At 36.4% G+C, this 26,316-nt stretch carries 25 protein-coding genes and 1 pseudogene; 9 read left to right on the top strand and 17 right to left on the bottom strand.

All coding sequences use genetic code 11. The annotated features are described in order from the left end of the window. The first annotated feature begins 52 nt into the window (after positions 1-52). From MKX65_RS02610 to MKX65_RS02600, 3 genes are read left to right on the top strand one after another with little or no spacing between them, the layout of a single operon-like run. Positions 53-1,534 (top strand): spore germination protein, encoded by a 1,482-nt coding sequence (locus MKX65_RS02610; protein ID WP_160548266.1) that lies wholly within the window; start codon positions 53-55, stop codon positions 1,532-1,534. Positions 1,535-1,541: 7 nt separating this feature from the next. Further along, entirely contained in the window at positions 1,542-2,663 is a 1,122-nt protein-coding gene (locus tag MKX65_RS02605) for a GerAB/ArcD/ProY family transporter (protein ID WP_340902140.1), read from the top strand. Further along, positions 2,660-3,751 (top strand): Ger(x)C family spore germination protein, encoded by a 1,092-nt coding sequence (locus MKX65_RS02600; protein WP_340902138.1) that lies wholly within the window; start codon positions 2,660-2,662, stop codon positions 3,749-3,751. The genes MKX65_RS02605 and MKX65_RS02600 overlap by 4 nt, the downstream gene beginning before the upstream one ends. A gap of 62 nt (positions 3,752-3,813) precedes the next feature. Here MKX65_RS02600 and MKX65_RS02595 read toward each other — a convergent pair whose 3' ends face one another. Next, positions 3,814-4,179: a winged helix-turn-helix transcriptional regulator gene (locus MKX65_RS02595; RefSeq protein ID WP_119706756.1), complete on the bottom strand. Its 366-nt coding sequence runs from the start codon at positions 4,177-4,179 to the stop codon at positions 3,814-3,816. A 148-nt stretch (positions 4,180-4,327) separates the two neighbouring features. Between MKX65_RS02595 and MKX65_RS02590 the strand changes: the two genes are divergently transcribed. Next, positions 4,328-5,320, top strand: a complete 993-nt coding sequence (locus MKX65_RS02590; protein WP_340902137.1) for an NADPH:quinone oxidoreductase family protein — start codon at positions 4,328-4,330, stop codon at positions 5,318-5,320. Between the two features lie 112 nt (positions 5,321-5,432). On the opposite strand, the gene MKX65_RS02585 is transcribed toward MKX65_RS02590, so the two are convergent. The 3 genes from MKX65_RS02585 to zwf all read right to left on the bottom strand — a co-directional run bounded on the left by MKX65_RS02585 (position 5,433) and on the right by zwf (position 9,262). Then, a complete protein-coding gene (locus MKX65_RS02585; protein WP_340902135.1) occupies positions 5,433-6,440 on the bottom strand; it encodes a DUF3231 family protein in 1,008 nt (335 codons plus the stop codon). 424 nt (positions 6,441-6,864) lie between these two features. Further along, positions 6,865-7,758 (bottom strand): phosphogluconate dehydrogenase (NAD(+)-dependent, decarboxylating), encoded by an 894-nt coding sequence (gene gnd / locus MKX65_RS02580; protein ID WP_340902133.1) that lies wholly within the window; start codon positions 7,756-7,758, stop codon positions 6,865-6,867. A gap of 46 nt (positions 7,759-7,804) precedes the next feature. After that, positions 7,805-9,262: a glucose-6-phosphate dehydrogenase gene (gene zwf / locus MKX65_RS02575; protein ID WP_340902132.1), complete on the bottom strand. Its 1,458-nt coding sequence runs from the start codon at positions 9,260-9,262 to the stop codon at positions 7,805-7,807. A gap of 830 nt (positions 9,263-10,092) precedes the next feature. Here zwf and hxlA point away from each other — a divergent pair. From hxlA to MKX65_RS02560, 3 genes are all read left to right on the top strand, one after another. Continuing rightward, positions 10,093-10,725, top strand: coding sequence for a 3-hexulose-6-phosphate synthase (gene hxlA / locus MKX65_RS02570; RefSeq protein ID WP_119706753.1), 633 nt, complete (start codon positions 10,093-10,095; stop codon positions 10,723-10,725). A gap of 8 nt (positions 10,726-10,733) precedes the next feature. Beyond that, positions 10,734-11,291, top strand: a complete 558-nt coding sequence (gene hxlB / locus MKX65_RS02565) for a 6-phospho-3-hexuloisomerase (protein ID WP_340902126.1) — start codon at positions 10,734-10,736, stop codon at positions 11,289-11,291. A gap of 112 nt (positions 11,292-11,403) precedes the next feature. Then, the gene (locus tag MKX65_RS02560) at positions 11,404-12,123 is read left to right on the top strand and encodes a 3-ketoacyl-ACP reductase (protein WP_340902124.1); all 720 of its coding nucleotides are present in this window, start codon (positions 11,404-11,406) and stop codon (positions 12,121-12,123) included. A gap of 231 nt (positions 12,124-12,354) precedes the next feature. Here the strand turns inward: MKX65_RS02560 and MKX65_RS02555 are convergent, their stop codons facing one another. Next, positions 12,355-13,335, bottom strand: a complete 981-nt coding sequence (locus tag MKX65_RS02555; RefSeq protein ID WP_445677940.1) for an SDR family oxidoreductase — start codon at positions 13,333-13,335, stop codon at positions 12,355-12,357. An 892-nt stretch (positions 13,336-14,227) separates the two neighbouring features. Here MKX65_RS02555 and MKX65_RS02550 point away from each other — a divergent pair. Together MKX65_RS02550 and MKX65_RS02545 are read left to right on the top strand one after the other, a co-directional pair. Further along, entirely contained in the window at positions 14,228-14,692 is a 465-nt protein-coding gene (locus MKX65_RS02550) for a GlcG/HbpS family heme-binding protein (protein ID WP_340902122.1), read from the top strand. Positions 14,693-15,015: 323 nt separating this feature from the next. Beyond that, the gene (locus MKX65_RS02545; protein ID WP_340902120.1) at positions 15,016-15,285 is read left to right on the top strand and encodes a DUF4368 domain-containing protein; all 270 of its coding nucleotides are present in this window, start codon (positions 15,016-15,018) and stop codon (positions 15,283-15,285) included. A 48-nt stretch (positions 15,286-15,333) separates the two neighbouring features. Here the strand turns inward: MKX65_RS02545 and MKX65_RS02540 are convergent, their stop codons facing one another. From MKX65_RS02540 to MKX65_RS02485, 12 genes and pseudogenes are all read right to left on the bottom strand, one after another. Continuing rightward, a complete protein-coding gene (locus MKX65_RS02540) occupies positions 15,334-15,543 on the bottom strand; it encodes a hypothetical protein (protein ID WP_340902119.1) in 210 nt (69 codons plus the stop codon). Positions 15,544-15,690: 147 nt separating this feature from the next. Then, positions 15,691-16,953, bottom strand: a complete 1,263-nt coding sequence (locus tag MKX65_RS02535) for a DUF3854 domain-containing protein (RefSeq protein ID WP_340902117.1) — start codon at positions 16,951-16,953, stop codon at positions 15,691-15,693. A 32-nt stretch (positions 16,954-16,985) separates the two neighbouring features. After that, the gene (locus MKX65_RS02530) at positions 16,986-17,279 is read right to left on the bottom strand and encodes a DUF4258 domain-containing protein (protein ID WP_340902116.1); all 294 of its coding nucleotides are present in this window, start codon (positions 17,277-17,279) and stop codon (positions 16,986-16,988) included. 196 nt (positions 17,280-17,475) lie between these two features. Further along, positions 17,476-17,898 (bottom strand): hypothetical protein, encoded by a 423-nt coding sequence (locus MKX65_RS02525; RefSeq protein ID WP_340902115.1) that lies wholly within the window; start codon positions 17,896-17,898, stop codon positions 17,476-17,478. A gap of 73 nt (positions 17,899-17,971) precedes the next feature. Next, entirely contained in the window at positions 17,972-19,009 is a 1,038-nt protein-coding gene (locus tag MKX65_RS02520; RefSeq protein ID WP_340902114.1) for a hypothetical protein, read from the bottom strand. Continuing rightward, positions 18,981-19,226, bottom strand: coding sequence for a helix-turn-helix domain-containing protein (locus MKX65_RS02515; protein ID WP_340902112.1), 246 nt, complete (start codon positions 19,224-19,226; stop codon positions 18,981-18,983). Before MKX65_RS02515 ends, MKX65_RS02520 begins: the two co-directional genes overlap by 29 nt. A 579-nt stretch (positions 19,227-19,805) precedes the next feature. Next, complete coding sequence (locus MKX65_RS02510; protein ID WP_340902110.1) at positions 19,806-19,940, bottom strand: hypothetical protein; 135 nt, start codon at positions 19,938-19,940, stop codon at positions 19,806-19,808. 357 nt (positions 19,941-20,297) lie between these two features. Next, positions 20,298-21,425 (bottom strand): reverse transcriptase domain-containing protein, encoded by a 1,128-nt coding sequence (locus MKX65_RS02505; RefSeq protein ID WP_445677939.1) that lies wholly within the window; start codon positions 21,423-21,425, stop codon positions 20,298-20,300. A gap of 96 nt (positions 21,426-21,521) precedes the next feature. After that, the gene (locus tag MKX65_RS02500) at positions 21,522-22,535 is read right to left on the bottom strand and encodes a site-specific integrase (protein ID WP_340902108.1); all 1,014 of its coding nucleotides are present in this window, start codon (positions 22,533-22,535) and stop codon (positions 21,522-21,524) included. After that, positions 22,522-23,508, bottom strand: coding sequence for a tyrosine-type recombinase/integrase (locus MKX65_RS02495; protein ID WP_340902106.1), 987 nt, complete (start codon positions 23,506-23,508; stop codon positions 22,522-22,524). Before MKX65_RS02495 ends, MKX65_RS02500 begins: the two co-directional genes overlap by 14 nt. Then, complete coding sequence (locus tag MKX65_RS02490) at positions 23,501-24,736, bottom strand: site-specific integrase (protein WP_340902104.1); 1,236 nt, start codon at positions 24,734-24,736, stop codon at positions 23,501-23,503. Before MKX65_RS02490 ends, MKX65_RS02495 begins: the two co-directional genes overlap by 8 nt. A gap of 162 nt (positions 24,737-24,898) precedes the next feature. After that, a pseudogene (locus MKX65_RS02485) lies at positions 24,899-25,573 on the bottom strand (reverse transcriptase domain-containing protein); the annotation flags it as partial. Positions 25,574-26,316: the final 743 nt, after the last annotated feature.

Below are 26,316 nucleotides of genomic sequence, written 5' to 3'. Positions count from 1 at the left end.
TACACTTTTTCTACAGTGAACAAATGGCAACTTATATCAGTGAGGGATGTTTATGTTTTGGAAAAAGGGTAAAAGCATTGCTAATGATAGCAGTGACACACAACAACCTGTGCAAAGAAAGATATCACTAGACTCTCTAAAACAGGTTTTAAACAATATGGACGATGTAGAGATAATCGAACGCACTACACTTAACGATCAAAAAATTGTCTTTATCTATTTAAGAACCTTAATTGACCAGGAACGTTTGAATGAATCGATAATAGAACCTGTTATCCAATGTCCACATGCCATGATTTACGAAAGCATAGCCACACCTAAAGTAATGAAGGTCCAATGGCTTGAAGAGGCACAGAAATTACTCCTCACCGGTGCTGTGCTTCTGAATGATTGTATCCAAGAACAATGGTTGGTCATTCCTCTTCCTAACGAATTAAGTAGGGGGATTGAAACCTCTGATACAGAAACCATTTTATACGGTGCAAAAGATAGTTTCACTGAACAATTAGAACCAAATATCACCCTCATACGCAGAAGACTACCTATTACTGAATTAAAAACAGAGAAATATAAAGTAGGTTCATTAAGTGAAACAACGGTTGTCCTAATGTACATTGACGGGTTAACCAATCCTGAATATATCTCAATAGCAAGACAGAAAATCTCTGAAATTAACTTTGATTTATTTTTCGACTCATCCCAGGTAGCAGCATTTATGGAGGAACATCATCACAGTATTTTTCCACAATTCCAACAAACTGACCGCCCAGATGTTTGTGCTTATTCCTTAGGGCTCGGTAAATTAACGATCATGGTAGAGAACACACCGTTTGTATTAATTGCACCAATCACCTTTTTTCACCTTTTCCAATCACCTGAGGATTATATTAATCGTTGGCCAGTTGCAAGTTTTTTAAGAGTTATTCGATATTTAAGTTTTTTTCTGTCTGTCACACTGATACCATTTTATGTTGCACTAACAACCCACCATTATCAAATGATTCCCTTACAAATACTAATTGTTTTAGAGGAATCTAGAAGTAAACTACCTTTTACACCATTTTGGGAAGCAATACTGATGTTAACTATTCTTGAAATTATAAAAGAAGCGAGTTTACGGATGCCGACCAAATCAAGTCAAACCTTAGGGATGATTGGTGGTATAGTTATCGGTCAAGCAGCGGTTGAAGCGGGTTTTGCGAGCAAAGTATTAATTGTATTAGTTTGTATTTCAACCATCTCCTCATTTTTAGTACCAAACTATTTGATGACGAAGGCAAATACACTCATTCAATTTGGTTTCCTAGTCCTTTCATCCATTTTTGGTGTTTTTGGCATTGCCATAGGAGCTGTTGCCATTTTGGCACATCTAAATGGTCTTACTTCCTTAAAACAACCCTATTTTTCACCAATCGCTCCATTTTACTGGAAGGACTGGATCGATCTCTTTATTAGAGGGCCTTTAATAAGCATGAAATCCCGTCCGGATCACTTACACCCTTTACAGAAATGGAGATACAAACGAAGGATGTGATTCATAGTTGACCACATTTTCCTTATTTGATAAACCATCTAAATTTGACGGAATCTATGCCTTTTTTATCGTCAACCGTTTACAAATGCTTTCCCTGTTTTTATTAATGCCTAACTACTTATTACACCCGTTTATGATTTGGGGTATTGTTGCAATGGCATTCTTTTCCCACCTCAATATAAGGCTGTTATGCAAATGGCTAGAATCCAATTATGCTAAAAAGGGATATCAAGGTTTTGTAGAACTTTTTGGTGTTCGAATGGTAAGGCTTTTGACTTTTATAGGCCTTATATTGATACTAATAAAAATAACGGTGATCACACTCGGATACTTAGAAGTCATTCATGATTTTATTTTCCCATCAATGAATTCAAATTGGATTATTTTTTTCATTCTTCTTACCAGCTCCTATGTCGCTTCACTAGGAATGAAGAATACCATACGGTTTGTAGTAATTGTTTTTTTATATGTTTTTTGGATGATTTTTTTACATTTTCCCTTTTTTATTCCACCAATCGCTGCATTACATGATTTGTATCCTTTGATACCAACAAGTTGGACAACTGCTTCATGGAAAGGATTGTTACTCATTTGGGCATCATTTTCAGGACCAGAGTATTTAATCTGTTTAATTCCTTGGATCAAACCACAACAAAAAATGCGTAAATATTTATCCTATGCGAATGCTCTTTCTACTTTAGAGTATTTGCTATTGTTTATTGCGAGTTTATTCTTTTTCGGTTCAAATTATTTAAGTAAAACTAAATACCCTATTATTCATATGATTCGATACTTACAATCTCCCCTGTTTGAACGGCCGGATATTATCCTGATTTCACTACATATGTTTGTATTGGTGTTTGCTATCTCCATTTTTTTGTTATGTATATATGGGGCTATAAGAATCATCCTAAAAAAAACAAGTACCCAACCTTCACGTATGGGTTTTGCTGTCACTTGTATTATGTTATTTCTCTGCGTTGTAATTGTGAATAATTGGGTTTGGTCCATTGAAACGCAACAGAATATTCTCCTGAATATTCAAATTTGGTTAAGTGGAATAACTTACTTTATCGTCCCAACATTCTTGCTACTATTAACAAAGCTAAAAGGGCGTGTAAAAGCATGAGACGAAAGAAAATGCTTTTAGTTTGGGGAATCTTTGTTTCATTAGTCCTGATTCCAGGATGTGCCCCATTTGTTGAGAACAACACAATTGAAGATATTGCCCCTGTCACTTTTTGGTCAATTAGTAAAGGCGAAGAAGGAAAAATAAAAATGAGTACATTAGTCCCTCCATTAGTAAATGAGCCAAAAAGCTTATTAACACTAGAAGTTGATCTCCTTAAACAGGGAGGAAAAGACTTTAATTTAAGATATTATCGTGAATTGAAGGTTGGACAACTACGTTATTTTTTAATTCATGAGGAATTAGCGAAACAAGGGATTATTCAGTTGATTAACACGCTATTGACTGACTATGATGTTTCGCAACGAATGTATTTAGTAATCGTTAAAGGAAATTTTGACGATTATATTAACAGACAAGCAAAGAAGCAAGAAAACCTTGATTATTACCTGTATCGGATGCTAAGACACTATGAGAGGAAAAACCAAGGTGAAATGACCATTGTCAATTTGCATGAATATAAAAATAAGCTGTTTTCACCATATTCAGATCCCGTTCTTCCTGTTTTCAAAGTAGCGAATGATAACTTTACTTACGAGGGGACTGCTTTTTTTAGCAATGACAAACTATTAGAGACGGTCACAAGTACCGAAGATCAAATATTTCAACTTCTTGACAATGATCACTATTTAAAGTTTTTTCCAATACCCGAATTGGATGTGGTGATTGGAGATCTACGCTCAAGAGTAACTGTTGATTTAGATAAAACTCTTTCCCAAGTTACAATAAACGTGAAACTAAATGGATTAATTGAGGAATATCAAGGTGATAAAAATTTATACAACGGAAATGAACTGATGCAACTTCATCAGGAAATTGAAACTGAATTAGAAATGAAAACAACGGACCTCATAAAAAAAATGCAAGAGCTGAAGGTGGATCCTCTTCAAATCGGTACACACACCCTTAGCCCCTTTACCAAACCCATCAGCGAAAAGGTATGGTTAGCCGCTTGGGAAAAAGCGGAAATAAAAGTTAATTATCAGCTTTATTTTGAAGCATTACAAAACACTGAAAATAATTATTAAATTATCATGAAATGAGGTTGATCCCCTTGGGCGGAGTCAACCTTAGATTCAACAGTTAAAATTCACCTAATCGACTCTTGTCTTACTAAAGGATTCAATCCAGCCGTTTCCATATAATCTTTCCCCCAGTTGTACATAGCATCGAGAATCGGCATCAAGGTTCTTCCTTGTTCAGTAAGGGAGTATTCTACTTTTGGAGGAACCACGGGATAGACTTCGCGTTTTACAATCAAGTCTTCTTCCAGTTCTCGCAATTGATTAACTAGCATTCTCTGCGTGATCCCTGGCATAAGAGCTTTCAGTTCACCAAATCGCTTCGTTCCCTCTTTTCCTAAATGCCATAGTATAAGCATCTTCCATTTACCACCGATAACGGAAAGAGTTAATTCTTTTTCACAGTTAAACATCTTATCCTGCATTCGTGACATTTCACTTCACCTCCATATTTATTATAACCCATAGTATACTTTTTTCACTATATATAATATAAGTATGTACTTGTAATATACTTCCATACATTATATATTAGCAATGAAGATATAATTCTATTCTGCTGTTCAAGAAAGGAGTTAAAGAATGATGGAACAATTTAAAGCATTAGTGGTAGATAAAAAGGAAAACGATTTTTCTGTTCAAGTCAAAAATATTTCCTTAAATGAGTTACCTCAAGGTGATGTTTTAATCAAGGTTTCTTATTCTGCGATTAACTATAAAGACGGTTTAGCTAGTATTCCGAATGGAAAAATCGTCACAACCTATCCCTTTATTCCAGGTATTGATTTAGCAGGTGTAGTCGTATCGTCTCAAGATCCACGCTTCCGGGAAGGAGATAAGATCATAGCAACAAGCTATGAAATTGGGGTATCCCATTATGGTGGTTATAGTGAATATGCCCGCGTTCCTGGTGATTGGATTGTCCCTTTACCTGAAAATTTATCGTTGATGGAATCAATGATTTTGGGGACAGCAGGTATTACTGCAGCCCTCTCCATTCAAAGGTTAGAAGATAACGGTTTATCGCCAGAAAAGGGTAAAGTCCTTGTCACTGGAGCTACTGGTGGGGTAGGAAGTTTAGCTGTTTCCATGCTTTCAAAAAGAGGATACGAAGTTGTCGCTAGTACGGGTAAAATGTATGAGTATAGCTTTCTACATAAACTTGGTGCAAAAGAGATTATCTCTCGAGAAGATGTCTTTAACGGGAAAATTAAACCCCTTGATAAACAAATTTGGGCCGCAGCGGTTGATCCAGTAGGGGGAGAGTCCCTTGCATCTATCTTAAGTAAAATCCAATACAATGGTTCTGTTGCGGTGAGTGGCTTAACTGGTGGAGGAAACGTTCCAACCACTGTATTTCCCTTTATTTTACGTGGCATAAACCTTCTCGGAATCGATTCTGTTTATTGTCCAATGCATGTTAGAAAAGACCTTTGGAATCGAATGGCAACCGATTTAAAACCTTTTACTCTTTCTGAAACAGTAAATAAAGAAATTACACTAGAAGAATTACCTGAAACCTTACCTACTATTTTAAAGGGACAAGCAAAAGGTAGAATCATAGTAAAGATTTAAAAAACAATAGAGAGGGACCCAAAGTCTCCCTCTAAAGGAAATTTCTTAACATGTATTTTGACACCAATCATAACTTAGTCCTCTCTTTTTCATTAAGCATACTTATCTTGATCTAATTCTTTGCCAAACTTTCGTGATCAGTGGCAGAGGGAGGTTGTTCCATCCATCCCTTTTCTATTAATAGATTTATACCATCTTCAGCAAGTAAGGCAATTTCGGTATTCATTCGTGCGTAATCTGCCGTTAAGTCTCTTCTTTGTCCCATTGATAATGCCTCACTATAATAAGCAATTGCTGCAGAAAGCAGTGTCGCTATATGAAATAGCATAAGTTTATCTGAAAAGGGTGGAACGGTTGAATCTGTTACTTCTGTTTCAAATAACTTTGGAACATGAAGATTCTCCTCTTTTAACATTGAACTTAGAATATCAAAGTGTTTAACACAAAGCTTACGAGCACGTTCCATATAATCTCGTACCTCTTTAGATTGACAAACTTGACTGAATCCTAACTCCAATACCATTTTCACCATTGTTTTCTGCATATTAAGATGCACACCACTGATTTCAATTGCGTTAATAGGTCTACGTTTCCCGAACCAACCAGTTAAATAATTTTGTTTCCTAACAAAATCAATCTTTTGTTGATTGTTTAAAGTAGGAGGTTTGTTAACAATTCCCTTATTTAAGGAAACACTTGTTACCCTATCATATAGTTCCAATGTTTGGGAAGTACATTCAATAAAGTATTTTCTGACATCCTCTCGTAAACAGACACTAGTGGCACCAGCATATCTCGTCAATCCGTGAATGGTCATAATATGTAAATAAACAATCTTAAATGTATCAGTAAATAAACTAGGAGCGTCTACTGTGACATCTTCGTCTGTAAAGCCTATTGGAATTGGAAGATTTTCTAAGGATAAGAATTGCTTCGTTTTTTCTAAATGAGTTTCTGATAATTCTAAGGCAAATTTCAGTAAATCGCGAATATCTTCATCCTTTACATCATGTAACATATAGCGAAGAATACATCGTGACAAACTGTCATTAACATATTGTGACCAAATAACAGCATTTTCTGATGCATTAATTTTAGTATGGTGATTAACTTGTTCCATTTTATCGTCCCTCCTAGCTATTACAGATTAGGATAACCATTTACATTAATTTTAATTGTTAAAAGTTCCTGGCAAGATAAATATATTATCGTTTTCAGAATTAGAAGAAGAAGTTAAATAGGGAATTCATACCGTTTAGAATCCCTATTTAACTTTTCTAAAAAACATTCTTCAAAAAAATTCCCTATCATTATTAAAGGTTATTTCGGAAACTAGTCTTTCACTTCAACATTTTTCAATAGATCTAGATAAGTCTCTATACCATATTGGGTATTTATTATTTTTGCATCCAATACATTCATGAACTTCACATCCTTTTCTACATAATATTCATTGTTTTCATTACCTTTTCACAAATAATGAGCTATTTTTCTTCACCGTTTTTATTGACCCATATCTATTAAATGTGAAAGATGTATTTCTGTTATTTTTTTTCAACAACATGTCCACCAAATTCATTTCTTAATGCAGCTACCACTTTACCTGTAAAAGTATCGCTGTCTAATGAACGGTAACGCATCAAAAGAGACATTGCGATAACAGGAGTGGCTGCTTGTAAATCTAAAGCTGTTTCAACTGTCCATTTCCCTTCACCAGAAGAGTGCATAATCCCTTTAATTTCATCTAGCTTTGCATCTTTTGAAAATGCACGTTCAGTCAACTCCATGAGCCATGAACGAATAACTGAACCATTATTCCACACTCTAGCCACTTTTTCGTAGTCAAAATCGAACTCGCTTTTTTCTAATACCTCGAATCCTTCACCAATCGCTGCCATCATACCGTATTCAATTCCATTGTGAACCATTTTTAAGAAATGACCACTCCCTGCTTTACCAGCATAGATAAATCCGTTTTCGACAGCTGTATCCTTGAAAATAGGTTCCACGATGCTCCAGGCTTCAGGGTCTCCACCAACCATATAACATGCTCCATTACGAGCACCTTCCATTCCACCAGAAGTACCGACATCCATAAAGTGAATTCCTACTTCCTTTAGCTGATTATATCGGCGAATGGATTCCTTATAGTGAGAATTTCCAGCTTCAATAACGATATCTCCAGTGCCTAATAATGGTGTTATTACATCAATTACTGAATCTACCACAGCATGCGGAACCATAATCCATACAACTCTTGGTTTTTCTAATGATTCAACAAGTTCTTTTAAATCAGATGTACCTTGAGCACCGTATTTCTTTATTTCTTCAACGGCACTTCCATTTACATCGAAAGCTACTACTTCGTGCTTGTTATCAATTAAATTTTGACCTAAGTTTAATCCCATTTTTCCTAAACCAATTAATCCAACTTTCATGTTCATTTCCTCCTTAATAATCTAAAAAATTCTTCATCTTTTATTACTACCACCATTTATATCCTTCCTCTGCCAATAATTGATGGGAAGCATCTGGTCCCATTGACCCGGATGGATATAATTGAAGGGGAATTGTATTTTCCTCAAATGCCTCTAAGATAGGCTGTACCCATTTCCAAGACAACTCCACTTCTTTCCAATGTGCAAAGAATGTTGAGTCGCCACGCATTGCATCGTAAATTAAAAGCTCATACGCTTCAGGAACATCTGCTTGCTTAGCAGAAAAATCAACATTGACTGGTTCGATCTTTCCATTATTTAATGGGTTTTTTCTATTTAATTGTAATGAAACACTTTCGTTTGGATTGATTTCAATCACTAAAAGATTTGGCGCAGTTTCTACTTCTTGAGTCCTATACAAATCCTTTAAAGTATTTTTGAATTCAATCACAATTCGGGTCGATTTCTCTTTCATTCTTTTTCCTGTACGGATATAGAAAGGAACCCCTCTCCAAAAATCATCATCCACATATAGACGGGTAGCCACAAATGTGTCATTTAAAGAAGAAGGAGCAACTGCAGGTTCTCCTGTATACCCAACAACTGGTTTACCTTGGATTTCACCAGGACCATATTGACCTCGAACCACATGATTCACCACATCCTCTTTCTTTAATGGACGAAGTGATTCTATTACTTTTCTCTTTTCATTGCGGATCTCTTCTGCACTAATTTGTTTTGGCAGCTGCATGGCTGTCATCATCAACATTTGCAGCATATGATTTTGAAACATGTCACGAATAGCCCCAGCTTGATCATAATAACCAGCTCTCTCTTCAACCCCAACTGTTTCGCTTGCAGTAATTTGCACATTTGCAATGTATTGGTTGTTCCATAATGCTTGAAGCACTGGATTTGCAAATCCTAACGCTTCCAGGTTTTGTACCATCGGCTTTCCAAGATAGTGGTCGATGCGAAAAATTTCTTCTTCATCAAAAGCTTTACTTAGTTTATCGTTTAATTCTTGAGCTGATTTTAAGTCATGTCCAAACGGTTTTTCGATAATTAGACGTTTCCAACCTTTAGTAGAACCTAGACCACTCTCTTTAATGTTGAAAGCAATCACATTAAAAAACTCTGGAGCAACAGATAGGTAGAACATACGATTTTCTGGAATATTCAATTCTTCTTCACGTTGTTTAACGAGTTCAAGTAATCCTTTATATCCTTCAGCCTTGGTTGCATCTACATGGCTATACCGAAAGGCACGGATAAACACTTCAAGGTTTGAATCATCATTTAGTGATCGTCTAGAAAATGTTTTTAAGGAATCTTCCACATGGTTTTGGAAATCTGTATCTGATAAATCTCCTCTGCCCACCCCAATAATTGAGATGGGCAGAGGTAATTTTTGATCCAAAAACAAATTATATAGAGCCGGGAAGATTTTTCTTTTTGCTAAGTCCCCTGTCGCCCCAAATAAGACAAATGTCATTGCCTCCATTTTACATACCTCCTAAATTAAAAATTTCACTTATGCCTTTCAATGTATTAAACGGAATGCGGAAGATCAGATGACTGATCAATTACCACAGTATTTCGTGAATCCAATGTTGCAACAGATGTAAGTATAATACCTACATTTATCAAATGTAAGTACGCACTTTTTATTTAAATAGTGATAAAAAAAGAATATACTAACAAAAAGTATACTAAAGGAATAGACTCATCTCAGTTTGTGTTAAATAAATTAAAAAGCCAGGGTGAGCATCCTCTCCCTGGCCACAAATAAATTTGTTGAGAACAGTATTCTTTTTGTGTTGAAGCTATTGGCGTAATAAGCGAGCTATCTAAACCGGATATCTCACAAACATAAGAAGCCTCTATAATTGCATTAGGATCAACTGACAATAAACCCTTTTTAATTTCAAATAAATAAATTGATTATACAATAGACTATTTTTTCTTTTTACTTAAAAATCCACCTTCACCATATAAATAGGTAATACAATGACCATTTGGGCAATTATCAAGCAACTTATTCAGAAAATAGACCATGCGGAATGGTGCATTGTTTCTTTTAAAGTTAATAGAAAGATTTTATGCGGTTTGTCTCATAGTATACTTTTTAACACTATGTAAAATAAAAGTGCGTACTTTCAATGTTAAATCATACGTTGTATACTTGCATTGTTCAGTGAGAGGACATGATATTCCTTATTGCTGGCAGGTACAGATAATGCACTATAAGGATAATATTACTGTAGAAGTATTTTTACCCTTTGGAGATATTATCACTGTACAACAATAAAAAAATTATAGGAGTGAATATAGATGGAATTACAATTAGCATTAGATTTAGTAAATATTCCAGAAGCAATTGAGCTGGTAAAAGAAGTAGAGGAACATATTGATATCGTTGAAATCGGTACACCGGTTGTAATCAATGAAGGTCTTCATGCTGTAAAAGCAGTTAAAGAAGCATTCCCTAACTTAAAGGTATTAGCAGACCTAAAAATTATGGATGCCGCTGGTTATGAAGTAATGAAAGCTTCTGAAGCAGGTGCAGATATCGTTACCATTCTTGGAACTGCTGAAGATATGTCAATCAAAGGTGCTGTTGAAGAAGCCAAAAAACAAGGTAAAAAAATCCTTGTTGATATGATTGCTGTAAAAGATCTTGCAGGACGCGCAAAAGAAGTGGACGCTATGGGTGTTGATTATATTTGTGTGCACACTGGCTACGATCTTCAAGCTGTTGGAAAGAACTCATTTGAAGATTTACAAACCATCAAAAGTGTTGTAAAAAATGCTAAAACTGCAATCGCAGGTGGTATTAAATTAGACACACTTCCAGAAGTCATCAAAGTACAACCAGACCTTGTCATTGTAGGTGGCGGGATTACTGGACAAGCTGATAAAAAAGCTGCTGCTGCCAAAATGCAACAAATGATTAATCAAGGGTAATTCAGATTATGAATACAACTCAATACCTAGCTGAAATCATAAGAGAGTTAAATCGGTCCGTAGATTTAATTTCGAATGATGAAGCTGAAAAATTAGTTAATGGGATTCTTGAATCAAAAAAAATCTTTGTTGCAGGCGCAGGTAGATCTGGATTTATGGCCAAATCATTCGCCATGCGAATGATGCACATGGGGATAGATGCCTATGTGATTGGTGAAACAGTAACCCCTAACTATGAAAAAGATGACATCTTAATCATTGGATCTGGTTCAGGAGAAACGAAAGGTTTAGTTTCCATGGCTGAGAAGGCAAAAAGTATCGGTGGGACGATTGCAGCTGTAACCATTTTCCCTGAGTCCACTATTGGACAATTAGCTGATATCACAATTAAGTTGCCTGGCTCGCCTAAAGATCAGTCGGAGAGTGATTTTAAGACGATTCAACCAATGGGCTCATTATATGAGCAAACACTTTTACTATTTTACGACGCTGTGATTCTTCGCTTTATGGAAAAAAAAGGTTTGGATACCAATAAAATGTATGGTAGACACGCCAACTTAGAATAAATTTATTCCTCGAGTTCTAAATAGGAAAGACCGCAAGCTGTTTCCATGCAAGATTGCGGTCTTTCTGTTAAAATGAACTACTTCAATTTGTAATTATTTTAGGAGTGATAAAATGATTTCTTTAAATGGAAAAACTGCAATAATTACTGGCGCAGGAAGAGGCATTGGACGTGCTACTGCTATCGCCTTAGCAAAAGAAGGCGTTCATTTAGGCCTAATCGGCTTAAATATGTCTAATCTAGAAAAGGTAGCGGCTGAACTAGCACAATTTGAAGTAACGGTATCTGCAGCAACAGCAGATGTTACCGATCTTGAATCCGTTACTCATGCTGTTGAACATATCAAATCAGACTTAGGTCCAATTGATATCCTAATCAACAATGCAGGTGTTGCTAAATTTGGTGGATTCCTTGATTTAACACCAGAAGAATGGGAAAAAATCATCCAAGTCAATTTAATGGGTGTGTATAATGTAACACGAGCAGTATTACCAGGAATGATCGAAAGAAAATCAGGAGATATCATCAATATCTCTTCATCTGCTGGCCAAAAAGGTGCTCCTGTTACAAGTGCTTACAGTGCTTCTAAATTCGCTGTATTAGGACTAACAGAATCACTTATGCTAGAAGTAAGAAAACATAATGTCCGTGTTACTGCTTTAACGCCAAGTACGGTCGTTACAGATTTAGCCATTGATACAAATCTTGTTAAAGGCAATGAAGAAAACGTGATGCACCCAGAAGACCTTGCAGAATTAGTCGTGGCTAGTTTAAAATTTAATCCAAGAGTATTCGTTAAAACAGCTGGATTATGGTCAACTAATCCATCATAAAATGAAGCAGATCCAGTTGGGTCTGTTTCTTTTGTTCGTATATAATACTCTTATATGTATCAGTGATAGAGAAGGACACTTTTTGAGAAATTATTTATAAAGATTAATAAACATACTGCCATAATATACATCAATAAAATACCAGACACTTTGTAAGAGGCTGCTCCAAAAGGTTTTCATCAACCTTTTAAGTGCGGCCTCTTTTTCAGTTCATCCCATTTAACCTGCTGATTATGAATGAGTAGATTCCCCGCCGTCTACATGAAGCACTTGGCCTGTAACGAAGCGAGAATCATCAGAAGCTAAATAAACATATGTTGGGGCAAGCTCAAATGGATGGGCTACCCGTTGCATCGGGTTAAAGGCACCATATACAGCAATCTGGTCTGATGAGAAGCTAGCTGCGATAAGAGGTGTCCAAATCCGCCCAGGTGCTACAGCATTAACCCGGATCCCTCTATTTACCACATTATTCGCCAAAGCGCGCGTGAATCCCACGTTAGCCCCCTTTGTTGCAGTGTAATCAATCATTTGTTTTTCTCCAACATAAGTCACTACAGAAGAAGTTTGAATGATTGAACTTCCCGGTTTCATGTATGGAAGTGCTGCTCTGGTTGTATAGAAGTGGGAATAGATATTCACCTTAAATGTATCATCGAATTGCTGGTCCGTAATGTCCGTTAGGCTCTTTTGCTGGAACTGGATCCCTACATGGTTGCAGAGGACATCCAGACGGCCAAACGTCCTTATGGTTTGCTCTACGATTGCGACACACTGCCGTTTATCCCGCAAGTCACCCGGCATTAACAAACAACGCTGACCGAGTTGTTCGATCCTCGTTCTGGTTCGGTTTGCATCCTCATGTTCATTTAAATAAGCGATGGCTACGTCCGCGCCTTCTTTGGCAAATGCAATTGCGACCGCCGCCCCAATTCCGCTGTCACCACCTGTAATAAGCGCGACCTTTCCTTTTAATTTTCCGCTGCCTTTGTAATTTGGGTTTTCAATGATCGGCCGGGGCACCATTAACCCTTCTACACCTGGATGAAAGAGCTGGCGCTGTTCCGGTAAATTCAACGGAATTTCCTCATACTTGGTTATTTTCCCATAGTTAGGGTACATCGGGTATGGGTGTTCCACTTTGTTTGCATCAAACGCTTGTTGCAGCTGTTGGATCTGCTGCAGCTTCATTTGATTCTTCGGACCCATCATATGATTTTTTTGATATTGGCTCATCACGTTGCCCCCTGGATACTGATCCATTTGTGACATGTGATATTGAGGCATTTGAGGCATCTGGTAATACGGCATCTGATTCGCTTGTTGCATATAATTCATTTGCGGTTGGTGCATTTCCGACATTTGGTCCATGGAATCCATTTGATCCGCAGAATCCATATCTTGCATTTGATCCATCTGTGGCATTTGGCGATCTTTCTTTTCTTGACTCATGGCAAACCTCCTGATAGTAAACGTTCTGTTTACTGTATGATGGGCAGAAAAGTGAAGTGCCTGTTTCCATTCCACAAATTATTTTAAGGGCACCTAGGAAATAAAGACTTGCTCCTCATTGATGGGCTTTGAATAAGGTAAAACGTAAGATAAAATATCAAGGAGGCTGCTATTTTGCGATTCGAATTTAATCCGGAAGTAAAATTATTGCTGGTAAACTATTCCGATGAAAAAGTAAGGATGGATTATATCAATCATTCCTGGCCAATGTCGGAAATAGGATGGAGACCGCCATTCTATACAAACCCTCGTTATGGTTTTAATTACCCTATCATTTAGCAAGTTTTTATATTTTTGGACAGTTAAGGGATATTCAAAAGTCAATCTGGGTATACTCCTATTTTCAGAAGTTCAAAAGATTCACAAGCTAACGTCGAAGAGCCTGTATTATGGAGTAATCTCTAATACAGGTATTTTTGATTTCAGATGAATTAATGGCGCTTTGTTTGCAAGTGGTCCGGATGAGTTATTGCAATTAGGAACTCTTTCATGTGTGAAGGATATTTCGAACTAAACTATCGTGTTAGCACATAGGCTGACCGCAATAATAAAATCAAAATTCATGGAAATAGTCTTAAAGGAGAGTAATGAATTGAGGGAAATAACGCTGGATGTTGCCAAAAAACTGATTAAAGGTGCAGAACGGAAAGCAAGAGAACTTGGTATATCAGAGGTTATAGCTATTACAGATGAAGGCGGGAATTTAATCGCCTGTCATAGAATGGATGAAGGCCCAATCGCAAGTATTGATATCGCCCAAAATAAGGCATGGACCGCCGTAGCCATGAAGATGTCTACGGAAAAGTTAGCCAGATTAAGTGTCCCTAACGAGGAATTGTATGGCATAAACACGACTAACCAAGGACGTCTGGTTATCATTGGTGGCGGAATCCCATTTGTGATCGATGGGAGAATTGTTGGAGCAGTAGGTGTAAGTGGCAGTACGGTTTCGAATGATATAATCGTTGCCTCCGCCGCTATTCAAGTGTTTGAGAGATTATTTGGATTTGGATTTTCATTCATTCCTTATACGAACATTCCACTTCGGTCTCAATAGACAAAAAGACCCTGCAGAAAAACACGGTAAAGTACACTAAACCAATTTTTGAATGAATAAAGCCGATTCGCCTCTCGTAAGAATTCGGTTTTAGTTTTATTTTCAAAAAACTGAATGGACCTTTAGAGAGCATCGGAGGCTCCTAGAACTCGGCTGTTTCCGGATTCACTTGATACATTAAGCTTCTTTCCATGCCTTTTCGGGGCGAATAGGTTCTAAGTACATTCCCTAATACCGGTCTTTATTATATTGAAAATATAATAAAGGATTATAAGGATCTCCATTCAATTATTGCAGAAGTGCCAGAGGAACTCGCTCAACTTGTGGAAAAGAAGAATGAAATGCTCTCGATGCTGGAAAGTGAGCAAGTCATGGATAATATCGACAAGCTAAAACAAGAGCTTCTTCAATTTCTTAACTTTGATGAATTAACGCCCGAAATTTTACATCGACTTATCAATCGGGTTGATGAAAAAGAAAGACGGCACACCGGTTATTCACTACCGATCTTAATCGCTTCCCACTTTATTTCTTCTGGGCAATGTACTCACGTGCTCATAGAAAAACACCCTTCTAAGAATCATATTCTATAAATACGATTCAGGGGGTGTTTTATCCTTGTCTCATTTATCTGGGTCTCTTCAACCATCTCCATCAGGGTTTTGCAATACATGGTACTTGGGTACTTCATCACCTAAATAAACCATTGTGAGATGATAACTAAAATAACTATCATCACTTTGCATCCAACTTGCATCTAAAACACAAGTGGTACAAATCCAATTACCTAATGTATCTAACTCCATATCGATGTTTTCACCACATACTGAACAAACTGGTATGATATTCATTCAAATTCCTCCTATAACTTTGAATAGTCTCAATAAAGAAAAATAGTCCTTTACCAAAAAGCGTAAAAGACTTTAATTACCCCAATGTATTTACTTATTAAAAAAGAAAGTCTACCTCTTAAGGGAAGACTTTCGAATTTTACATTTTTAGAACATTTTCTTCATATGTGGAATTTTATCGCCAGCAAGAAGAAAATCATCTATTCCTTTCCCTTCATTCTCATTCCATAAGATTAAGTTACCTTTGAAACCTTGAAGTTTTAATTCCTTGGCACATTCCATTAAATGTTTCTTAACCTGTGGATTTGAAACAGCGTCAGCATCGAAACATAGGTTTACTTGCTCTACTCCCATTTCTTTTAATACAGGAATAGCCAAGCGCCATGCTCCAACACCCGGTAGTGCTAAGAAGGTATCTCCAATATCTTCGATTTCAAGCGGATCATAGAGCTTTTCGATACAATCAGCTGCTATGTCACACTTTAAAGGACCTTCAGATAACCAAGCGGTACGTGCCTTAAGTAATTCTCCCTCTTTCCAGTTCTTTAGCTTTTTGGTCGGAACAGCTACATGTATCGGTGCAGGATTCCCTGAACCTGTTCCATGAGGCTTATTAGCTGATGAAAGCCAAAAGTATCTGTTGCCTTTCACCACACGAACCCAGCCTTTCATTTCACCATCATGATAGATGGTTGTCCATTTCTTACCTAGTTCAACAATCTGTTCTGAAATGACTTCTCCATCGAAAAGTACTTGAACCTTATTTGGTTGCTCAAGAATACGTGCCTTTAATCCTGGACCATTTAATTTTACTTCAACGACATTAGGTGGGTTATCAATACGGTATTGAAACCCGACAATCTCGTTGTATTGGTTACGAAACGGAATTAAAATCCCTTTTGTACCTGCTATGGTCCAGTATTTATCATCCTTTAGATAGAAACCAGGAACACCTTTGAAGTGATCAATTTCTAACCCTTCTTGAAGCATACGAGCAATTTCCCACGGTCTTTCTGGAAAGCTACGATACTGTCTTATAGTGACTTGTGTATCTGATAATTGTCTTTCCGGAGACACTAAATGTTTATAGTGATCTTCCTCTAACTCTAGACAATCCAATAAAGAGCGAAACACTCCATTAAGTACATTGTTCTTTTGTTTTGGATGGCCTTCATTAATAGGTTCTACCTCATTTTTATCAATTTGTTTTCTTTTTTCTTCCTTAAGAAAATGAAGGTAACTTGGTAAAGCAGAGTTCTTTGAAAAGTAAGTTTTACTTTCTATACGGATGCAAGCAACCGCTGAACCATCTACATTCACCATGCAACCACCGGTTTTACCACATATCACACACGGAGTGCGATAGTATTCATACCAGTCATCAACTCTTGTTTTTCTAAATAGTTTCATAAATACCTCAGCCCTTATTAAAGTTTTTTAGTTTAAATACAGTCCTTGAAACGGAAATGATCAATAGGCGGCATGACCGTTACTAATTTGTAGGAGAGAGATGATTCCTTTGCTACAACTATAACAATCGGATTGTTATCTTTGTCTCTACCTGCTATGACCACTTTGTTTACTCCTTGTCGTTCTACAATTTCACCTGTGAAGATCGCAGAAACAATATCCCCTTTGGAATACCCACGTTTGTGTAAACGTTCTTTGGTGTGATTTCCAATACTAATTGTACCTTTGCCTGTCATTAAGACTTTTTTAAGCTCTTTCAAGTTCATTCCATTCACCTCCAGTGGATTAAATAAAAAAAGCGACCCCTGGGAAGAAGTAAAATGAGAGCACCTCAAAGAAAGCTCTGTTTACCCCGACCCAAAGATCGCTAGTTTAATAGTAACCGCTAACCCAAGCAAAAAAAGTGGGTTGCAAAAAAATTAAAAAAGAAAAAATAGATTACTATCATTCTAGCACCATCATTTAGTTTGAATCAATACTACCCATTAACTTTCTTTTTATCTTTAACCAGAAGCTAGGTTTGTACTTCACTTCTAATTCTTCTCCAATTAACTCTTTAGCTAGTTGATGAAAGGCAGGTTCCATTTTCCTAAATGCTACTAAATTATCAATGAGGGGCTTTTTTTCATGTTTATTGGCCAGAACTAAATCCCACATAGCGGGAAGAACACCAATGAGCGGTAAGTTAAATTTTTCAGCAACATCTTTTGGACGGCTTTTGGTTGGATGTGAACGGCTATGGATAAGCTTTATAGGTAATTGATATTTACCAATAAGTGTGTTGGTAATAAAATCACTCCACTCCAACTGTCTGTCAAAATCATCGTCCACAAAGACCCATAATTCGTCTAAATGGGGAAGAGAATCAAGTGTTGCTGCGTCCATTTTTCCTGTAGGAAGGTCAACCATAACAAATTTGGTGCGTTTAACAGCTAGAAAGAAATTGTTTGTAAACTCTTTATTTTCTTTTATAGGTTAAATCCTTCACTCCTAAAGGGAACCATCTAACCCCTCGGTACATCCATAATGAGCGATTGTTTGGTTCTGTTGTTGTATGAAAGTTTTCTATGAATGACAACCAGTTATCTGGCTTTGAGCCAAATCTTTCTAGTATTTTTAAATGGTGCTGATTCTCTTTAGGGACTTCTACTACAGCCACCGGAGCATCATATTGTTGAAGATATATAGCGAAATCAAAAAGAAAAGTGGTAACACCAGCTGATAAAGGAGCCCATAAGCCGACTGTTTTTTTATTTTTAAATGTGACAAGATCCATCGCTTCGCCCATTTTAAGAGCCTTTTCAATCAGGGATGGACCTTTTACTTTAGTTTCTGTTGGGCCTTCGACTTTGGGGTCAATCGATTCTTGCTTAGTCTTTGTTATATCTTTATTGGACTGAACTTCTTCTATCGATAATTCAACTTTATTATTCTCATTATCAACTTCTATATTGGATTCTTTTGTTAAGTGGTCATCACTGTTAGTGGTGGTATCAACTGGCTGTATTTCTTCTGGAGTATTCTCAATCGCTGAATGTGTATTAGTTGACTCGTCCGGTTCATTTTTTTCCTGCATTGGAACTTCGTTCTTATCCGATTCTTCTTTTTCCACATCGACTTTTGGTTGAGAGGCTTCTTTTTGATTATTAGGAAGGGAACCTTGTTTATCAAATTGAAGTCCAGAGAAGAGAGAGAGTCGAAATTCAACCACTAAATCATCGACACTTTTACACGTAAAGACTTTAGGGTTATTTACTTTTAATTGCCCAGAGGAATCCAATAAGTACAATTTCCCCTTTAATTCGATTTCCTCTAATTTCTTCATATCTACGTAGTTATTAGTTGTTATAAATATAAAAAACGGGGATTGTAGCGTACTCATTACTTCATTTTTGGATTCTAAGTAGTTGAATTCCATACCAGGATAGTTTTTTGTTATGACCCTATTTACTTCTTCCTTTTCTCTATCAGAAATTGCTAAAAATATCTTTTTCATACATTTCTTTCTCCCGCTTCAAAAAATCATTGATTCGAGCTCTAAATTTATTGGTTATATGGATTTTCCCTCTCTCTACTTGACCTATGTAACTCGAACTTACTCCAACGGCTTGTGCAAATTGATATTGGGAAAGGTTTAGTCGTTTTCGGAGGATGATTAACCTTTCTACATCATCTTCTATTTCAATTTCATTTAGTTTATCTACGGTTATCATAGGGGACTCCTTTCTATGTAAATAAATAAAAAAAGACCGCAAAATCCCCCCTAAAATAAAAGGAGGAATTGAGCGGTCATCGCTTTAATTAATTTAGTTATATTTTATTATAGCACAATTACGTTAAAACTAAAGAGTCAATTAAAACTCTAGCCATTATCATGGAATTTATTTTCACCCGAGCAAATTCCCTGAAATGATAATAAAACCACATACTATAGCAAGCACTAGACTTAAAACTAATGAAATGATAACTCTTAAAGCTGAGAGACTACTTTTAATATCTTTAAATCCTATTAGAGATAATATAAAGTTACTACCAGCAATAACTAAACAGATAATAAATAGTAACGAACGTGTAGATTCTGTTGCTCCGATGTTACTGAAGGAAATTAGTGTAAAAAAAGCCCAAGAAAGCAAGCATAGAATTAGTGCCCACTGATTTATCGTTACTTTCATGCTTAGTCTCCTCTTAGTTTTAATAGATTGTATATTCAATATATTAACAAAAAAACTCTTCAATGAAGAGCTTTTTCGCTAATATAGTAAAAATGGTTTATATTTGTTTTTATTTTACTACTATCTTCCTGTAGCTAATGTCTCAACAATTTCAGCATTTTGTGCTGCTCTTCTTTCAATCTCTGCCTTTTCAAACTCAGTTAACTCATTGAAGTCCTCTTCTGTAAATATAATTTCTTGTTCGCTTTTATACATTACGCTTGTATTATCATTAGAACTCGCCATATATGCTGAAACGGAAGCCTTAGTTGGGATATTTCCATTATCCCAATAACCAATCCCTTTTAATATAGAATATAATTTGAAGCTGAGGTAAAAAGTGCTTTACCATAGAACAAAAAGGATAGATGACCAGGATTAAAACCTGTATTCATCTATCCTTTTTTTATAACCAATAACCTGATTTAGTAAACCAAAATATTGATTGTTGTTCAACTAAAGCCCCCTATAGCTTAATAGCAATAGGTAAGACTTTGATGTTATCTCCATCTTTTCCCCTGCTCCACACCCAACGTGCGACTTTCACCGCATTAGGCGTTCCATCTTATTCTTTTAGACTAAAGCAACTAAATTACAAACTTTACGAAATTGGTTGAGCTTCTTCAATTGTTTTCCATCTAATTGAAGAATGTTCCTATATCGTTCAATCGTCTTTTCACTTGTAGCATGGATTAATCTATGGACATCTTTATGTACGATTACAAGATTATTAAACTCATCTGTACCTCCCATATGTCGGGGTAACCTATGATGACAGTGTACCTGATTAGATGTTAAAAATTCCCCTGTTACTGCACATTTGCCTAATTGCATTGAGTACCTTGAAATTCTGTTATCTGCAATTTCTAAATTGTCCTTGCCGAAAGGTATTTGTAACATTTTGTTAATTTCTATGGCAACGTCGGCTCTAAGATTTTGATAAAGTTTAAGCCTTCCTTTTTTCGTATAATTACATATATCTTGACTGAAGTTCATGGCATTACTTGTTTGAATATCTCCTAATGGAAATAAATATACACCAGCAATTTTATATGTTCTGAAATTATTCTTATGAAGTCTCTTGTATGTTTCTGTCGGTTTAATAGGTTTTCCATATTTGCCAATTGGTTTCAGACGATTATACATGGTTTTCAATAGACGATAGGCTATTATTCCAAAATCTTTATTGATATGAGTCGCAACCTTGAAGTAATTTTTTATTCCGAGAATATAAGCGTTATAATCCATGACAGTATGTGGTGTTGGCTTACTTTGGATTTCGCGAATTAAATATCTAAGTTTTCCTAGTATATTTTTCATCTTATTATCCATAACGTGTGTATTGGCTACGTATTTATTACGCTTGGTTACTGCTTTAAGAGAAAAGCCCAGAAAATCAGACTTTCTCTTTCTAAGATTTGTAATCGCTGATTTCTCGGTTGAAATATCAAGGTTTAGCTGATTTTTTAAGTATTCCTTGGTAGCGTGAAATATTTTGATAGCTGATTGATGAGAATTTGTGAAAATCTTAAAATCATCTGCATATCTAACGATATACATTTGTTTGAGATTCGTTTTCCTTAACACTCTTGTCTTACTATTGGTCGCGTAAGCATGTTTTGTTTTTAGGCATTCCCATTGGTTAGCTATCCACCAATCTAAGTCATTTAAAACTATGTTTGATAATAGAGGAGATAGGATTCCTCCTTATGCAAAGTAAAATATTATGCAAAGTAAACTTTCTAAACCCATAAATAATAAGGGGTTATATCCCATTTACTTTGCATAATTTCTGGCCTACTTTAATTCGGAAAGCCAAGTAAGCAATGCCTGATCCTTATTCCAGTCGGGAAGAGTGCTATCAATCAAATCAGGGTAAACATTTTCAATTGCCTTTCTTTTCGTCTCAGTATCTATTCTGGCGTAAATTTCTGTCGTCTTTATATCTACATGTCCAAGAAAATCACGTATGTATATGAGATTTACTCCTGCTTGTAGTAAATGCATTGCCTTCGAGTGACGAAACATATGGGGTTTCACTTTCGAAGGAACTAGGGTTGATGTTCTCCTAGCTAATTCAACATATTTTGTTATTATATAGGCAATCCCTTCCTTAGTAAGCTTGTTTTGCTGATTATTTGTAAAGAGAGGATATTCATTTTTCCATGGTTTATCCAGATTATTTTCGATAATATAGCGTTCCAATAATGATACGGAATTTTTCAAAAGAGGAACTCGCCTTGTCTTATTTCCTTTTCCTGTTAATACAATCACTGCCGGATTTTCTAAGATTACATCCCTTACTTTTATATCAATTAGTTCCTGCACCCTTGCGCCAGTATCATACAGAACACTCATCAATGTAAGGTCACGTCGACCCTTAATGCAGCCCCTTTCGGGCTGTTCTAGAAGTAGTTTCATAGCCTCTGGTGACAGATGCTCCACCACAGTTTTCTCTGCCTTTTTGGAGGGGATTGCGATTACTTTTTGAAAATGGAAAAGACCGGAAGGTTCTTCGGCCTGAACATAACGAAAAAAGGAATGAATCGCTGAAAGCCTCTGATTTCTAGTAGAGATGCTACATTTTCTAACCTTTTCTAGCCAGCCCAGAAAGCCAATAAGCGTTTCACTTGAAAGAATATCTAAAGTAATCCTTTCTGCTCGAATGTTTTTCTTTTCTTGGCAATACTTTATCAAAAGTTTAAATGTATCACGATATGATTGAATGGTATTCCTACTGACATTTTTCTGTGACGGAAGGTACACCGAAAGAAATTCCGTAAGGTGCTTCGCAAAATCAGTTGGTTTCATCGTTATCACCATCTAATTGAGGAATCATTCCCGGATACCGCGTTTCAAGCCTTAATGTAATAGATGGAAACACATCCGCAGTCAAGCGCAGATAATAAGCAGTTTCTTTAAAGGAATCGTGACCCAAATACGTTTTAAGTACTGGAAGATATACCGTTAAATCCTTTTCTTCATCAACCCATTTTTTCAGACAATGAACTGAATAAGAGTGGCGAAAGTCGTGGATACGAGGACCATTTCCTCTTCCACCATGTGAAATTCCAGCACTCCATAAAAACCTACGGAAATTTTTATAGACATTTCCGGTCGTCATCGGTCTGTTATCAAGCGCAGGAAAGTAATAATCTTCGGCACTTGGATAAGGATGTACCATTTTCGAATAAATCCGACAACGTTCCGTAAGGGACACCGACATTGGTACCAACCTGCTGTTATCTTTTTTAGATTGATTTATAGTCAGAATACCATTTTCAAGGTCAACGTCAGCTACTTTGAGAAGCCTTGCCTCGGATACCCTTAAACCGCACATATAAATCATACGAAAGAACACGGGCATAATCAGATGTCTGTGTGGACATTCGGAACAGTACTTGCATTTTTCCGTTTCAGCAAAAAACCTTTCTAGTTCATCAAAAGAATAAATATACGGTACATATTGTTCCTCCGTAGGAAAGTATCCCTTGGGGATGATATATGCTTTAACTCCAATGGAATCCAGATATTTCCCAAACTGGCGGATGACTGATGCGCGTGAACATAAATTTGCTTGTGCCTCGTAAGTTTTTTTACTACACCAGTCTAATACGATTTCTTTAGTAAGTTCAGTGGCTTGGGGATACTTTTCCATTGTAAAACTGTCAAATCGATTTAAATCACGTGAATCCCTATCATATTTATATCCAATAGCCTTTTTCAGTCCCACATGAGCTTGGATATGACTTTTAAAAGGGCCTTTATATATGATTTCACTCATCACTCAATCCCTCCTTAAAATCAAGGGAACATTCTTTCAACCTTTTGATGTCAACCTTTAAGTAAACTGCTGTTGAGTTTGTATCTACATGACCAAGGATATCTGAAATGGTGGAAAGTGGTGTATCTTTTTCGAGAAGTATACTGGCCATGGTATGCCTAAGGGAATGCATTCCTCTTCTTTTTTTTAATGTAGGAATGTGTGCTAATTCCATGTACCTTTTAATTAACTGATTTAAATGATCTCCTTCAGAAAAGGGCCCAAATGGTGCCATGTGCTTTACAAATACATAGGGGCTGTTTATTTTAGGACGACCGTACTTAAGATACTCAATAACTGCCCATCCCACCTCCGGTGTTAATGGAAGAGTTAAAGGCTGCCTAGTTTTTGATTGAGTAAATACAAGCCTTTTCTCAGCCCAGAGAAAGTGCTCCATTTTCAAATTTTTAATATCTGTACACCTTAAGCCGAGGCAACATGCTATTAATATAATTGCATAATCTCTTTTGCCCTTTGGACTCCCTCTATCAATGGCAGAGATTAACCTTTTCAATTCATCTTCTGTCCATACAGATGGAATACGGGTCTGTTTTCTTGCCTGAATCATAGGCGTTTTTGAAGCAAAATCAATCTTTATTTCTTCTGTAACTAGGAGAAAGCGGAAAAAGGCACGCAAGGAACAGATATTTTGTTCTACTGTTTTGTATGTATATCCCGCCAAGGTTTTAATGTAATCGTTAATCAATGTAAGATTGATTTCTTTACAATCTTTAACTTTCTGCGAAGAAAGATAATCCATGAATCTAGCAGATTGTTTTACATAATGGTCTATTGTGGCTTTGGAATAATCTTTATTTACACAGTATTGCTTAAAACGGTTACTAATTTCGATAAAGTAAAAATCCGTAAGGATTTCCTTATGCTTATAGTAGCGACGTAAAATAGTTGAGTGTAGTTGAAAATCACCAATCATTCGAATAATTCGAAGTTCTTGAGTCTCTGACTGTGTAAGAGATTTATCAAAATCTTTTTCGAGGATATGAAAGTATTTTTCAACAAACTTAATTCCCAACCCTTCCGAATAGTATGTTTCACCTTGTTCATGTGCAAATTGGAGCAGTTTCTGCCATCTACTTCGGTAAAACCTCATAGATCCCTCGGTATAGCCAAGCCGAATCATTTCTTGTTCTAGGTCCTGAATTAATGCATCCAACGGTTTCTTTTGCATATGTATTTCCTCCCAAAATGATAATTTGAGCATCAAGCTCATAATTCATTTTCGGTTATTATGCAAAGTAAATAGACTAGAATCGTTGAATTAATAACTTTTTTATTGGTTACTTTGCATAATCACTTTCTTTGCATAAGGTGGTTTATGCTAAGCTTTGCATAATCCCCCTTGCGGAGTTCCTTTAGTTGGAACACCAATGCCTTTTATTGGTGCTTTTAGCATTCTCGAGACAATCGTTAAAACTCTTTTGTCGCGTATGCCTAAACTGTACATTTGTTTAATTAACTTTGAATGGCTCACGTTGTCAAAGAAACCTTGTATATCAATGTCTACTACATGATGCAACTTCACATTATTGACTAAGAACTGACATCTAGCCATTACATGATGAGTTGACCTATTTGGTCGAAAACCGTATGAATGGTGATAAAATTCAGCTTCACATATTGGCTCTAATACTTGTTTGAACATCTGTTGAATTAGTCTATCTCTCATAGTCGGAATTCCTAATGGACGTTTCTTTCCATTTGGTTTGGGTATCTCCACTCTTCGTACCGTTTGAGGTTTATAGTTCTGTAATACTTTTCGAATTTCCTCAATAAATTCATCAGTGTTTTCAATCTTGTATTGGTCAATCGTGATGCCGTCAGTTCCAGCTGTTTTTGAACCCGTATTCGCTTTAATGTTCCGAAAGGCTAATAAGATATTGTCTTTCGATATGATATATTCATATAGCCTTAAGCCCTTTGTAGCATTGTTTTTACTTCGCTCATAAAGGTCATCAAATATGTCTTGCATACCGTAATATTCTGCATGTCGTAAAACTGTACTCACCGATGGATTGTTTCTCCTTCCTTGCGGAAAATCCCATCATCTTACTCGACCCTGTGAGTTTCATTTAGTTATGTTAGTTTTCAAAGAGAAGACTTGGGACTATCCCTCCACGTTCGTTACACGCTTCAACGGTACTGTGTCCCTACTTTCGCAAGAATAAAGTTACTTCGATAAATAATTATCTTATAAACACCATCCCGATAGTAGTCGTTTAATAGAAGATGTTTCTTACTTACAACGTTCCGATTAACCTAGCTTTACATATATCCGTAGGTGCTCACTTTAAGCCTGCCAACCTATATCCTCATTTGTTAGATATCCCGAGGTTCCTATACACTACTCGTACTTTCCGGTGTTTAACACTGCGTTCGCAGCATACGTCTTTCGAGCGTATTAAAATCTAGACCCGTACATTCGCAAGTTCGTCAGTCCAGTTGGACATTCTCACCATAGATATTTTGTAGCATCCCGACCTATCACAAACCATATTCTAGATAAGCAACTTAGGTTCATTTCAGCCGACTTTACCTAGCTTCATACACATTCTGACTACTATCATTATGTGCATGTAGGAGTATCAGATAACTCGTTTCAGCTCAACATGACGGCTTTCATTCCGAGTTTCAATTAATCAGTTGTAATTGCTTAATAGCAATTCTCCTATTTCATGCTTTGGCACTTATAAGGAAACGTTTCGCACAGTGTAACTTTTCACAAACTTGTATATTTAAAAAAGGCATTTA

The sequence above is a fragment of the Robertmurraya sp. FSL R5-0851 genome (genome assembly GCF_038002965.1).
In the GTDB taxonomy this organism is placed as follows: Bacteria; Bacillota; Bacilli; order Bacillales; family Cytobacillaceae; genus Robertmurraya_A; species Robertmurraya_A beringensis.
The sequence above is the reverse complement of the archived record's forward strand: the minus strand, read 5'-3'. Positions and strand labels throughout refer to the sequence as shown.

Bases quoted from the DNA above. Each gene is read 5' to 3' on its own strand.
- MKX65_RS02610 (WP_160548266.1), top strand. From the start codon at position 53: ATGTTTTGGAAAAAGGGTAAAAGCATTGCTAATGATAGCAGTGACACA.
- MKX65_RS02600 (WP_340902138.1), top strand. From the start codon at position 2,660: ATGAGACGAAAGAAAATGCTTTTAGTTTGGGGAATCTTTGTTTCATTA.
- MKX65_RS02595 (WP_119706756.1), bottom strand. From the start codon at position 4,179: ATGTCACGAATGCAGGATAAGATGTTTAACTGTGAAAAAGAATTAACT.
- MKX65_RS02590 (WP_340902137.1), top strand. From the start codon at position 4,328: ATGATGGAACAATTTAAAGCATTAGTGGTAGATAAAAAGGAAAACGAT.
- MKX65_RS02585 (WP_340902135.1), bottom strand. From the start codon at position 6,440: ATGGAACAAGTTAATCACCATACTAAAATTAATGCATCAGAAAATGCT.
- gnd (WP_340902133.1), bottom strand. From the start codon at position 7,758: ATGAAAGTTGGATTAATTGGTTTAGGAAAAATGGGATTAAACTTAGGT.
- zwf (WP_340902132.1), bottom strand. From the start codon at position 9,262: ATGGAGGCAATGACATTTGTCTTATTTGGGGCGACAGGGGACTTAGCA.
- hxlA (WP_119706753.1), top strand. From the start codon at position 10,093: ATGGAATTACAATTAGCATTAGATTTAGTAAATATTCCAGAAGCAATT.
- hxlB (WP_340902126.1), top strand. From the start codon at position 10,734: ATGAATACAACTCAATACCTAGCTGAAATCATAAGAGAGTTAAATCGG.
- MKX65_RS02560 (WP_340902124.1), top strand. From the start codon at position 11,404: ATGATTTCTTTAAATGGAAAAACTGCAATAATTACTGGCGCAGGAAGA.
- MKX65_RS02555 (WP_445677940.1), bottom strand. From the start codon at position 13,335: ATGATGGGTCCGAAGAATCAAATGAAGCTGCAGCAGATCCAACAGCTG.
- MKX65_RS02540 (WP_340902119.1), bottom strand. From the start codon at position 15,543: ATGAATATCATACCAGTTTGTTCAGTATGTGGTGAAAACATCGATATG.
- MKX65_RS02535 (WP_340902117.1), bottom strand. From the start codon at position 16,953: ATGAAACTATTTAGAAAAACAAGAGTTGATGACTGGTATGAATACTAT.
- MKX65_RS02530 (WP_340902116.1), bottom strand. From the start codon at position 17,279: ATGAACTTGAAAGAGCTTAAAAAAGTCTTAATGACAGGCAAAGGTACA.
- MKX65_RS02525 (WP_340902115.1), bottom strand. From the start codon at position 17,898: ATGGACGCAGCAACACTTGATTCTCTTCCCCATTTAGACGAATTATGG.
- MKX65_RS02520 (WP_340902114.1), bottom strand. From the start codon at position 19,009: ATGAAAAAGATATTTTTAGCAATTTCTGATAGAGAAAAGGAAGAAGTA.
- MKX65_RS02515 (WP_340902112.1), bottom strand. From the start codon at position 19,226: ATGATAACCGTAGATAAACTAAATGAAATTGAAATAGAAGATGATGTA.
- MKX65_RS02510 (WP_340902110.1), bottom strand. From the start codon at position 19,940: ATGTATAAAAGCGAACAAGAAATTATATTTACAGAAGAGGACTTCAAT.
- MKX65_RS02500 (WP_340902108.1), bottom strand. From the start codon at position 22,535: ATGAAACCAACTGATTTTGCGAAGCACCTTACGGAATTTCTTTCGGTG.
- MKX65_RS02495 (WP_340902106.1), bottom strand. From the start codon at position 23,508: ATGAGTGAAATCATATATAAAGGCCCTTTTAAAAGTCATATCCAAGCT.
- MKX65_RS02490 (WP_340902104.1), bottom strand. From the start codon at position 24,736: ATGCAAAAGAAACCGTTGGATGCATTAATTCAGGACCTAGAACAAGAA.